This is a genomic window from Stieleria varia (assembly GCF_038443385.1).
Classification (GTDB): Bacteria; Planctomycetota; Planctomycetia; order Pirellulales; family Pirellulaceae; genus Stieleria; species Stieleria varia.
The window spans coordinates 7628160-7639908 of sequence record NZ_CP151726.1; the positions used below are offsets into that span (position 1 = coordinate 7628160).

Annotated in this window: 12 protein-coding genes; 3 read left to right on the forward strand and 9 right to left on the reverse strand. The window is 56.2% G+C overall.

What is annotated here, in order from left to right; genetic code table 11:
• Positions 1 to 108: 108 nt before the first annotated feature.
• Positions 109 to 822 carry a hypothetical protein gene (locus Pla52nx_RS25575; RefSeq protein ID WP_231741759.1) on the reverse strand — a complete coding sequence of 238 codons (714 nt, stop codon included), beginning with the start codon at positions 820 to 822 and terminating at the stop codon, positions 109 to 111.
• Here Pla52nx_RS25575 and Pla52nx_RS25580 point away from each other — a divergent pair.
• Complete coding sequence (locus tag Pla52nx_RS25580) at positions 821 to 958, forward strand: hypothetical protein (protein WP_197454339.1); 138 nt, start codon at positions 821 to 823, stop codon at positions 956 to 958. The genes Pla52nx_RS25575 and Pla52nx_RS25580 overlap by 2 nt on opposite strands.
• 41 nt (positions 959 to 999) lie before the next feature.
• Here the strand turns inward: Pla52nx_RS25580 and Pla52nx_RS25585 are convergent, their stop codons facing one another.
• Positions 1000 to 1845: an EF-hand domain-containing protein gene (locus Pla52nx_RS25585; protein WP_197454340.1), complete on the reverse strand. Its 846-nt coding sequence runs from the start codon at positions 1843 to 1845 to the stop codon at positions 1000 to 1002.
• 89 nt (positions 1846 to 1934) lie between these two features.
• Entirely contained in the window at positions 1935 to 2594 is a 660-nt protein-coding gene (locus Pla52nx_RS25590; protein WP_231741760.1) for a protocatechuate 3,4-dioxygenase, read from the reverse strand.
• Positions 2595 to 2764: 170 nt separating this feature from the next.
• On the opposite strand from Pla52nx_RS25590, the gene Pla52nx_RS25595 reads away from it, so the two are divergent.
• Positions 2765 to 2974, forward strand: a complete 210-nt coding sequence (locus Pla52nx_RS25595; protein WP_146518757.1) for a CPXCG motif-containing cysteine-rich protein — start codon at positions 2765 to 2767, stop codon at positions 2972 to 2974.
• Between the two features lie 206 nt (positions 2975 to 3180).
• Here Pla52nx_RS25595 and Pla52nx_RS25600 read toward each other — a convergent pair whose 3' ends face one another.
• From Pla52nx_RS25600 to Pla52nx_RS25625, 6 genes are all read right to left on the reverse strand, one after another.
• Positions 3181 to 3855 (reverse strand): TIGR04283 family arsenosugar biosynthesis glycosyltransferase, encoded by a 675-nt coding sequence (locus tag Pla52nx_RS25600; RefSeq protein WP_146518758.1) that lies wholly within the window; start codon positions 3853 to 3855, stop codon positions 3181 to 3183.
• Positions 3852 to 5045, reverse strand: a complete 1194-nt coding sequence (locus tag Pla52nx_RS25605; RefSeq protein WP_231741762.1) for an LptF/LptG family permease — start codon at positions 5043 to 5045, stop codon at positions 3852 to 3854. The genes Pla52nx_RS25600 and Pla52nx_RS25605 overlap by 4 nt, the downstream gene beginning before the upstream one ends.
• Positions 5046 to 5151: 106 nt before the next feature.
• A complete protein-coding gene (locus Pla52nx_RS25610) occupies positions 5152 to 6471 on the reverse strand; it encodes an ATP-dependent 6-phosphofructokinase (protein ID WP_146518759.1) in 1320 nt (439 codons plus the stop codon).
• Between the two features lie 140 nt (positions 6472 to 6611).
• Positions 6612 to 7487: a DMT family transporter gene (locus Pla52nx_RS25615; RefSeq protein WP_146518760.1), complete on the reverse strand. Its 876-nt coding sequence runs from the start codon at positions 7485 to 7487 to the stop codon at positions 6612 to 6614.
• A 234-nt stretch (positions 7488 to 7721) separates the two neighbouring features.
• On the reverse strand, positions 7722 to 8633 hold the full coding sequence (locus Pla52nx_RS25620; protein WP_146518761.1) for an SPFH domain-containing protein: 912 nt from the start codon (positions 8631 to 8633) through the stop codon (positions 7722 to 7724).
• Between the two features lie 64 nt (positions 8634 to 8697).
• Positions 8698 to 9717 carry an SPFH domain-containing protein gene (locus Pla52nx_RS25625; protein WP_146518762.1) on the reverse strand — a complete coding sequence of 340 codons (1020 nt, stop codon included), beginning with the start codon at positions 9715 to 9717 and terminating at the stop codon, positions 8698 to 8700.
• Between the two features lie 808 nt (positions 9718 to 10525).
• Here Pla52nx_RS25625 and Pla52nx_RS25630 point away from each other — a divergent pair.
• Positions 10526 to 11743 (forward strand): hypothetical protein, encoded by a 1218-nt coding sequence (locus Pla52nx_RS25630; RefSeq protein WP_146518763.1) that lies wholly within the window; start codon positions 10526 to 10528, stop codon positions 11741 to 11743.
• Positions 11744 to 11749 lie beyond the last annotated feature (6 nt).

Here is an 11749-nt window from a genome sequence, read left to right on the forward strand (position 1 = left end):
GCGCTTCGTGCTGGTATGTTCCGCGTAGCCCGTAATGGGATTCGCCAGAATTCCCCTCCACAACACATCTCCCCCAAACCAAAAAGATGATTCGTTACGCACCGTTCGCTACCACCCCCGGGCCTGCAGTCGTTTCGCAACTTCAAATTTCAACGGGCCAGCGGCCATTCCGAACGCCAAGCGATAGTTGGCTCTTGCTTTCTTCAGATCGCCTTCGGCCTCGGCGCGTTGTCCGCGATTGAAAACCTCCAACGCCCTGGTTTGCTGTGCATCCGCATTGGCTTGCATTCGTTGTTGCAAGTATTGATTCTGTGCCGCGGTGTAGGCTTGTTCTGTCGCTCGCATTTGTTCCAGCGGTTGGCCATAGCCGCCACCGGAGACCACGGGAGTGACCCCGGTGACAAATGGGCGAATGGTCTGGCTGGAAATGGAGCCCGGATAGCCGTTCATGGTCGTCAGCGACGGGGTGGTCGATGAGATTGATCGGCTACTTCCTTGCGCGAAGTTCAATCCGAGACTGCCGCGGATCGGTCCGCTGCCGAAACCAATGCCTGTACGCAAACCGGAATTGGGATCCGGATTTCCGAATGGTGCCTGAACATTTCCACCGCCAAAGTTGGCTTGAAAATTGGGTCCCCCGATAGACCACTGAACTCCGTTCTGCTCATGGAAAGAAGAACCGATTTGTTGAAACGGAGCCTGCGTGGTGATCATTTGTGCCGACGCGACTTGAGTGCTCAGCACCATCACAAGTGCAGCGCACAGCATCGCAGGCATCGTTGCATTGAGCGCACGTCGTTGCTTGGGCGCATTATTGTTCATGATCAATGATTCTCCGCTGAGAGGGCATCGCAAGACGGTCGAGTTTCATTATCAGGCATCGGGACAAGAAAAACAAATCGAATCGATGGCTTTCGCGATCTCGTCCAAGGAAATGAAAAAACGCCGCGTCGAATGAATCGACACGGCGTCTTCGATAGCTACACAGCGAGGGAGAGATCACTCGGACTCGGGACGACGTGGTCGCTCTCCGCCTGGTTGACCTTCTCGGTCGCCCCCACGACCTCGGAATTGTGGGCGGTCGCCTTCGCCGCCACGAGCCATTCTTGCTTCTGCCATCTTTGTAAGTTCGGCCTTGGACAGTTTGCCGTCGCCATCGGAGTCGGCACGATCAATCATGGCAGCCATTCGCTCGGGCAGTTCATCGGCGGTCAGGCTTCCGTCATTGTTTTTGTCCATTTGCAGCATACGTTGCACGGCCCCCTCGACAGACGCTTCCCCACCGGGACCGCGACCTTCTGGGCCGCCAGGACCGCGACCACCAGGTCCACGACCTTCTGGGCCGCCAGGTCCACGACCTTCTGGGCCACGACCTTCTGGTCCACCAGGGCCACGTCCTTCCGGGCCACCGGGACCGCGACCTGGGAATTCGGGACGCAGTTCTTCGGCGGTCAGTTGACCGTCACTGTTTTTGTCCAGGGTGCGAAGGGCGACGGCGGCGTTGTCGATTTCTGACTTGGAGATCTTGCCGTCATGGTCTGCGTCCAAGGCAGCCAGTACGGGCATCATCCGCATCATCATTTCCGGACCGCCACCTGGGCCACCCGGACCGCCGAATCCACGAGGACCTCCCGGTCCACGGTCACCGTCGCGCGGACCGCCAGGACCTCGATCACCGTCGCGCGGACCGCCAGGGCCTCGATCACCGTCACGGGGGCCACGCTCCGCTCCGCGGTCACCGTCGCGTGGTCCTCGTTCTCGTTCGCCGTCTTGAGCGATTGTGGTTCCGGCCATCGCGGCCGCCAACAAACCTGGGATCAACAGGGCTCGTGTTTTCTTGAACATGGGGAATTGTCTCTTGGAGCAAAAGGGTTGGGGGGAAGGAATGCTGCTACGAGTTAGTACGGAAAACGGTCGCGATCGGCGACCGATCATCAGCCATCTTTTGGCGTCTTGCCCAAAACGATGTCAAAATTTGCAGTCAGTTCACCCAGGGTGGACTCCGCCATCGGCTTGAAATCCACCAAAATGGACTTCAACGCCTCGGGGTCACGGATGCGTTTCACCAAACCGTCTGTGTCGTTCTGTTTTTCGCCAGCAATCAGCATTTGAGTCGTCAGGACTCGCTTGCCGGATTGGCTGACGGCAAAGTGGATGTGTGGCGTGCGACCGGGGTATGGCACCGGTTTGATCGTTCGGAAGTAGTAGCGCCCAGCGGAGTCGGTCAAAAATCGACCGTATCCTTGGAAATTTCCGTCGCGACGTTCGCGATTGCTGCTGCCGGTGTGCAAATAGGCTCCCTGATTGTCGACTTGCCATATCTCCACATACGCATTGCGAACGGGAGATCCACTGGCCGTCAACACTTTTCCTGTTAAATGTGTGATCTCGCCGACGGCAGGTGTGATCGCGTCGTTGATGACCAGCAGATCGTTGTCTGTATCCAAAGGCAACTTGTCTGGGTAAAACGGACCTTCTGTCATCGCAGCCGTCTGCACCAACTGCTCCGCAAATAGGCCACGCGTGGTCATCATCGCCGACGCAGCGATGCCCGCGGTGAGCGCTTGACGCCGATTGAACGTTGAGATGTTCACAAAGAAATTCCTTGACAAGAGAGTAGAAACGTTATTGTTGTAACGATTACTGGCAGCGAAAGTTTCGTTGGATTCTCGCTGCCGACACTGGCAACCACTGTAAAACGCCCCATCGACGCCGCATTTGCCAACCCCTATCTGTCAGCCAACCAACAGCGCAGGACATTTTCATGGGCGACGAAAAGACATTTGATACCGACGGGATGTACGTGTGTGACCACTGCGGTGAAGAAATCGTGATTCCGTTGGATCCGATGGCAGGTTCGCACCAGGACTATGTGGAAGATTGCCCGGTTTGCTGCCATCCCAGCGTGATCCACGTGGACTGGGACGACGAGACCGCCCGCGTCTGGGCCGAGTCCGAGCAAGACCGATACTAGACGCGGATTATTCATCAGCCGGCACGCGATAGCGTCCGGTTCCCGAGTATAGGCGTGAGAACCGGACGCTATCGCGTGGCGGCTCATATGCGCAGACTGTTTTCATACCAATACGCGCAAACCGTTTCGTGCAAACGCATTGCGAAACCCGCAGTGAGTCGCGTGAATCATCCGGGCTAGTAGTCTGAACCCCACGATTGCGCCGTCTACCGATACCAAGCTCTTAATCGGTCCGGCGAAACACCCATGCGGTACGCGATCTGGATCGTCCAATTGCGTGCCGTTTGACGCACGACTCCGCGACGCTGCCAACGGCGGGCATCCACAAGCACCGGGCCGGGCAACAGAAGGGCTCGACCAACTTTGCGGAGCCGTCGAGAGAACTCAACGTCCTCCATCAATGGTATCGCGGGAAAACCGCCGACCTGATGATACACCCGCCTGCGAACGAAAATCGCTTGGTCACCGAAAGGCATCTGACGCCATCGCACTCGCGCCGCGTTACCCGTCTCAAGCCATCGATAAAGCCATCCCGTCGCTTCAATGGACTGCTCAAACGCGCCCCAAATCTGCTCCGCATCCAATTGCCTGATTTGATCAATGCACTGCACAGCCAAGCGATTGTCGGCGTGCAAGAACAATAGCCACTCGCTCGACGCCACCTCGGCACCCTTGGCCAATTGGATACCTCGTCCCGGCGACGACTCCACCACTTGATCAACTCCAGCGGCACGCGCGACAGCGATCGTTTGATCCTCACTGCCGCCGTCGGCAACGATGATTTCATCCGCTCCCGCATCGATCACCGATTGAATCGTCTCTGCGATCGAGCCTTCCTCTCGCAACGTCGGGATGATCACCGAAACGCTGTGAGACGTCATAGCGAATGGGCTTCTCGCAATCGCACATACGCAAACGGCCCCAAGATGATCAGAGGCAGCCAAGCGGCGACGGCTGGCGAAACAAGGTAGCCGTTGCCTCCCATCGCGCTGGCAACGGTCTTGAGCACAAAGAATCCGATCACCGTTCCGATCGCGATACCGATCATCACAAACAGATTGCGTCCACGGCGATTGATCACCAGTGGCAACCCGAGCAGGAAAAGCGAAAAGTCTAGGGGGACTCGGATCAGTCGCTCATGCAACAGCACGCGTGTCTTCATGCTGTTGTGTACGGCTGGATTTCGCAGACGCTTGACGAGCTCTGCGCTGGAGCACAATCGCGTGGACGACTGGTCCGTCTGCAAGATGTCCGTGTTGACCGTCGTTGCAACGAAACACTCACGCGTGCTCAACCAAACTTGATCCCGCGATGTCATCAACACCGGCCGATCGCCTGCAGCCAGTGACGGCAGCGAATCGATGTTCTCGGGATCCACCACGTTTTGCAACAAGTAACCTTCGGGATGTTCCTCGGTCGCCGCCATCCACTGCGCCGTATCGGCCATCAGCACATCGCCGTATCCAGGGAAATCGCCGTCGAGGCGGAAACTCGGCTCCAATACGAGACGACTTCGCGGCTTGATCGACTTGCCTTCCAGCAAAATCCCGTTGGCTTGATCGTAACTGGGCGAGATCAACTGCTCCGCATCGCCCGTCAAATCGCTGGCCTTGAGCGACAACGCGTCACGCATGTTGGGGATCAACAGTTCACGACTGGCCAACTGGACCAAAACCAACACGGCGGCCGCAAAAATCATCGGACGAAAAATCCGACCATGCGAAATCCCGGCGGCCAACGTTGCCGTCAACTCTCCGGTCCCTCGTAGCCAACCGACAACGAACAAGAATGCCATCAATGAAATGATCGCGCCCGTCCAATCAAATAGCAGCACCATGTAGGGCCCGTAGTAACGTGCCATCACAGACACCATCCCGCTGCCATCGGACGCCATTGCGAGCAACTGGTCCATCTTGGTGAATGCGTGAAAGACCACAAAAATGCCCCCCAATGAGCAAAAGCAAACCAAGACGGTTCGCAAATACAGCAACAGGACGTAGCGATCAATCTTGGTCACGTGGCGGAAAAGCGATTTGCTGGTAAAAAAGGGTGTGATTGGATTGCCGATCATCCTCAATCCCGGCGGACCATCGCAAGACCGAAGACACTGGTCCACCAATATCGCCCCAGAAATCAATCCTTCTGGACGAAAATCACCCACTTTTGCCGATCTGAGTTCAACCAAACCGCGGCGGCTGGCCGGTGGATTCCAAGACAGTCATCCAGAGGTCGCCGTTGGGGTCGACGCAGTTTCGCTCACGAATCGCCAACGACATCGGGACGTGAACAAATCGGGTGTGCCAACGACTGACGACCATCTTGGTCCGTCCACTCATCGCCGCATGCACCGCGTTGTGAGCCAACCTCGAACAGTAGACGCTGTCATACGGATTGGCCGGCACACTGCGGATCACATAGCTGGGGTCGATGTACTTGAGGTTCAAACACCAATCGTTTTCAGCAAAATGTCGTTCGATCTCTGACTTGAGCCAGACACCGACGTCACCCAATCGCTGATTCCCCGACGCATCCGTTTGGTTGACACGTTGCATCAAGTGCTGTCCTGCGCCCTCGGCGACCACGATCACCGCATTGCCGCTTTGCCGAAGCCGTTGTTTCAGGCAAGCGAGCAAGCCGTGTTCTCCATCCAGCTCAAACGGCACCTCGGGGATCAACACAAAGTTTGCGTCGTTCACCGCCAAAGACGCATAGCAAGCGATGAAGCCACTGTGTCGACCCATCAGCTTGACCAACCCGACACCCTGGGGTGCCCCGCAAGCCTCCACATGCGCCGCGCGGACCGCGGAGGTGCCTTCCGCAATCGCGGTTTGAAAACCGAAACTCTGATCGGTGAACATGATGTCGTTGTCGATTGTCTTGGGTACTCCGATGACGGAGATCTCCAGTTGCCGCTTTGAAACCTCCTCTGCGATCGCCATCGCACCACGAATCGTGCCATCACCGCCGATGACCATCAAAATATTGATCTCCATTTCCAATAGACGATCGACAATCTCGCTAGGATTCTGTTGACCACGCGATGATCCCAAAATGGTACCGCCGTGTTCATGAATGTCCTTGACCGAATCGGGAGTGAGTTCCACCGGCGGACGCTCCGAAGCTGACACCAGGCCTTGATATCCGTTGCAGAAACCAAAAACCGATTGGATCTGATAGCGCCGGGTGAACTCGTTGACCAAAGAACGAATGACGTTGTTCAGGCCGGGACACAGACCACCACAGGTCACAATTCCCGCTCGCGTTGTTGCGGGATCAAAGAAGATCTTTCGACGAGCACCCGCTGGCTCCAATCCGGTCAAAGCACGTCCCGATTGCAGCTCATCGCTCAATGACGAGACCGTGTTGTCGACCAAGATTCGATCGGACTCTTCGACGTAGTTGATCGAGTACTGACGGTAATCCAATAGAGGCGTTAGCGGAGACTCATACCGGCACTCTCCAAGTTGCTCGACTCGAATCTCGTCTTCGCTGTACATCAGATTGCGGCTTCGTCAAATGAAGGGAACCAAGTTGAAATCTCATCGCAGGGCTCAAGAAAAGCCAAACGAGCGGTGAAGATCAAGCGACGAAAAATCAGGGGCGACGTTTCGGGAGTTCGGGACGCTCAATAGCGGCATCAACGCCTTTGACGCTGGCGACGTTCCAGCCAGGGTTGGGCAATCACCGCGACGACAATGATCGCAGTTCCGGCAAAAAAGCTTGCTCCCATCCGCTGATGATCCCTAAATAGCAACGAACCGAGCAGGATGCCGTAGACGGGTTCCAGGTTGTTGGCAAAGTTGATCGTGAACACACTGAGCCGCTTGAGTAGCTCGACGTAAACCTGGTAAGCATAAATCGTGCACGCGAGGACCAGAATGGCAATCCATCCCCATTCCCAGAGCGTGGGAAACCAGCGATCGGACGCAAGCCCCCAGCCGAAATACTCCGAGAGTCCCAACGCAAGGGCGCAAAAGATCGCTGAACCTGCCATCTCGTACATCACGATGACCCGCTCGCCAGCATGTCCCGATAGACCGCCATTGAAAATCGAGAAGACACAAGCCAACAACGCGGAGAGCGACGCGACCACGATCCCCGCATGAAACTGCGTCTCGCCGCGATAGATCAGATAGACGCCGCCGACCACCACCAGACCGAGGATCAAGTTGACGCCTTGCCATCGCTGCTTGGCGATCATCATCGGTTCCAGCACCGCGGTCCAAAATGAAACCGTGGCCATTCCCACCATGCAAATGGATACCGTGGAGATCTTGACCGCCAGAAAAAACAGCACCCAGTGAGCACCCAACAGCATCCCGTTGCCGATCAATGCCATTGCCAACCGACGGTCGATGATCAAAAACCTGCGTAGCATGACCGCAAGTATCAAAGCGGCAAGTGAACTGCGGATGAAAACGACTTGAGCAGCACTCAGATCGATCAGGTTTCCCAAGACCGCAGTGAAGCCCCAAAGCACAACTACCAAATGCAGTTTGAGGAAGTCGCGCACAGAAGCCGGGCCAAGAAAGGTGAACGGGGAAGGAGCAGAAACGCACTACGTTACGCTCTCCGCCCAACTCACACCATGCCCTACGCATCGTAGGTCATGCTCTGCATGACAGAATACGGCACGCCTGCCCAAACGCTTGGCGGTTTGGATCAAGCAAAACGCTCGAAGCCGTCCAAAGCGTTCGGGTTGTGCTGGACGGATTGCGTCATGCACAGCATGACCTACGCGTTACGACTAGGCGTCGTTCCCCGCCCGACGGCGCACACCTGACTGCTTGTCCGATCCCACTTGCAACAACAGGTTGCTCGACTCCGGCAGGAGATCGACCGAGGCGTTGGAAGCGATCAACGCGTCGACTTCCATCACCGACAGCACGGTGTCCAAGATCTCTTTGTCGACGGCCGCAATCTCGTTCAACGCTTTGCCCACAATCTTTGGACGCGACGCGGATGCTTCGGCCATTTTCTGTGACACCTTGAACGCCGTTTCACTCTTGATCAAACCGACGCGGTTCTCACCGTCTTGTTTCATCGCGCTGGTGACCTGCACAAGACGCTTGACCACTTTCTCGGTGATGTTGTCGACCATCAACCGATCAGTGAACGCGACCTTTCGAATGTAGACCGAACCGAGTGTGTAGCCCCATTTTTCCGAAAGCGGAGAAACCGTCTCCCGAACGGTTCGACTCAACGAGTGTCTATCCTCCAGCATCTTTTCCATCTCAAGATTGCTGAGCGTCGAAATCGTCGAACTGGTCACGTTTGCCTGCAGCGAACCATCTGGATTTGCGTTGGTGAACAAGTAGGAGACCGGTTCGGTGACACGCATTTCGTACCAGATGCCGACACCCATCGGCGTACCTTCCTCCGAATTGACCATCTGGCTACGTAGATAATGTTGTCGCAGCGAAGTGTCGACGACATACGATTTTCCAAAAAATGGCACCAGCATCGCCCTGCCTCCGAAGCGGAGAACCGGAATGTGCAGCCCTGGTTCGTCGATCGTGCCGATGACCTTTCCAAACAGCGTGAACACGTGCGATTTGCATTCACCGACGCACACGTACAAGCCAAAGAATCTCGCGACCCCGAGAATCAAGGGGATCAACATCATCCCAAAAACAAAACCGCCGACAAACCATCCCATCGTATTATCCAACTAAAAAAAGAGTTCGAATGTGTATCGTCCAAAGCCGTGGTCGATCGGTTGGCTATCCCGGTTCACCCTTGTCAGTCGTCTCAATCACTCGGTTGGCGATCGAATACAGAGGAATGCGTGCGTTGCGAAGGTAGGCACGCAAGCAAGACGAGCCGCCTTCCTTTTTGATCTCAGTCAGCGTTTGCGCAAGTTCACGAAGTGGTGCCACTTCGGCTTGTGCGTTGTTGGTCGCGATCTCAACGGCGCGGGCACTCATCGTGATCTGCTGCTCGCTATCGGCTCGAGCGGTACTCAGATCGGCGGCGACTTGGTTGCGAGTGCTGTTGATCGCCGACAGCGCTCGGTCGACTTCGGCCGGCGGGTCAATTTCCGTGATCAAGGCAGCATCGAGTTCGATGCCGTAACGTCCCGTGGTGGAACGGCACTGTTCCTCCATGTACTGATTTAGCAGCGGCAAGTTCTTTCTCAGGTCGTTGATCGAGACGCCTTCGGAGAGATCCACCGCGCTGGTCGACATTTCAGGTTCGCCCTCCGGAGCGGTCGCCGCGAGAAGATTTTGGCCCTTGGGATCGACAAAATTCGCGACGCGTTCTCGTAGAACAGAGACGAAGTAGCCCATCACATGTTCCAGCGGGCTGGCGACGCCGAACAAATAGGGATAGAGGTTGCTCTCGCTGATACGGTAGCGAAGCTGACCGTTGATCCCCGTGGTCAGGTTGTCCTTGGTGACGGCTTCGATCGTATCCTGAGACTTCGAGGGGTCCCATGACAAGTCGACCGCTTGCGTGGCCACACTGACCTTGTGGACGTCTTGCCAAGGCATTTTGAAGTACGGACCGCCGGGTCTCACGACTCTTACCTGCGGGTACTCGTACCGGTTCTGCTCTTCGCTGCTGAGACCGGATGCCCCCTCGTCGCCCGGTGGTGGTTCAACGGCACGCAACCGATCGGCTTTTCCAAAGCTGGTGACGACGGCTCGTTGATCGGGGCTGACCGTGTACAGTCCGCCGGCGATGCAGCGAAAGAAGCTGTAGACGATGATGCCTAGAATCAATCCGATGATGAATGACATGTTGAAGCCTTGTTTGGCAAAAAACGGAAAAAACTCAGACGGCCAAATTACACGATTGAGATTGCATAAACGAGTGAGATTGCGAAGTGAGCGAGTGAACAGTCGCCGGCGAAACTCGTAATGGGATTCGCCAGAATTCCCCTCCTCAAGACACAGGCCCGAATCGACAGCCGACAGGGCGCCGATGTGTTGTCACACCCGATCAGGAGAACGTGTGCGATCCCCAAAACGCACGAAACCGGCCGTTTGTGTGGTGCGTTATACCGCAACTCTCAATGAACATAGGTTGCAGTTTCCGTCTGGATCAAGGATTTAGTTCTGGGAAGGGAATTCTGGCGAATCCCATTACAACGGGTGAATCTGGGCATTCGGAACAGTCTTACGGTTCTTGCGGAAAATCGTACACTCAAGAACCCAATCATCGAGGAACTTTTTCGGCAACTTGCGGTCAAAGACACGATGGTATGATGACCAGCACGTCGGCCTTTCCAGGCCGACATCGACAACCAACGGTCGGGCAAGAAAACCTGACAGACATCACACAGGGGCGACTTTCTTGAGTGCAATGAACATCAAATGCGGCACATGCTCCCAAGTCTTGTCGGTCAGTGCTGGGATGTCGGGCAAACAAGTCAAGTGCCCCAAATGCATGTCCGTGTTGGTCGTGCCCGCATTCGGGCAACCTGCGAGTCCACCCCAGGCGAGTCCATCCCCGGGAAGTCCAGCACCGGCGAGGACGCCTCAAAGCCCAAAACCGGCCACCCCAGCCGGTAATCTGATCGTCTCGTGTTCACAATGTGCGTCCAAGATGTCTGTGAAACCCTTGGATCGGCCCGCGATCGCCAAGTGCCCCAAGTGCCAGTCCAACGTGACGATTCCCGCTGCGAAACCGCAACCAGGGCCGAACGCACCTGTATTTGCACCTGTCCCTAGTCCACCGCCCGCGGGCTTCGATCCGTTCTCGTCACCGACGCCCGGTCTCGCACCCGCCACCGGTGCCATGGATTTTGACGCATTGAATCTGCCGACAGGAGCGATTCCGGGCGGAGCAACCAGCCCAGCCATGGGTGCCAATCCCTACGCCGGCGGTAATCCTTATGCAGGAACCGGCAAGGCGGCCAAAGGTTCCGGCGGAGGCTTCATGCGTTGGGTCGCCTCCCATCTTTGGGTCACCGCGATCACGGTCTTCAACGTGGCGATTTTGATCAGTTGTATTTTCTACCCGCTCATTCTCGTCGTTGCGGCGGTGAGTATTCCTGTCGGACTGGTCATCATTGGCTTGCTGTTCATTCCACGCCAACACTTGGTGCAAAAATTTTGGGACAAAGTGGGCGCGCAAGCAGCAGGGGCTGGTGCGGGAACAATCGTCCTGGTGTGCATGGGAGTCGCTTTCAAGCTAATGAGCCGTCTCTCGCGCAATGATAAGCTGGACTTCTCCGGATTCACCAATCCGGCAAACGTGGGGGCGTTGATCGGTTCCTTGGTCGGGTTCGCGGTGATGTTCTCGTTGGCGTTGTGGCTGTGGAAGATTTTTGGCATCGCCCGACTATCTGCAGGCGGATACTTGGCATTCGGGTCGCTGTTATTTAGTTCCGTGCTGTACGGTGCAATCAAGAATGAAAACCTGGGCGACCCCTTTGATCGAAGCCATCGCCCCGGCTTTCCGTCATCGGAATACTCCGGCGCTTTCGGCCCTGGACCAGAGATGGCACCGTCCAGAAATCGACCATCCGCCCGACCACCCGGTTTCCCAAGCGGCGCCGAGGCGTCCACGTTCAATGTTGCGTCTGATCAGGTCATCAGAATGACACTGTTGCATCGTGTTGATGCCGATATCGAATCTGTACGCGATCAGCTTATCAAACAGCTCGATGATGCTGATTACCAAATGGTGCGACGGGGAACGTCGACGAACCTGATCCTCAAGACGACGATGGATCCCAAAGCCCTCGCGGAGAAGATCGACTTTGGCAAAGTGCTCGCCGTCTCAGAGCGGCTCAGGACGATTCACGTCCGAGTGGATTGAAATTCA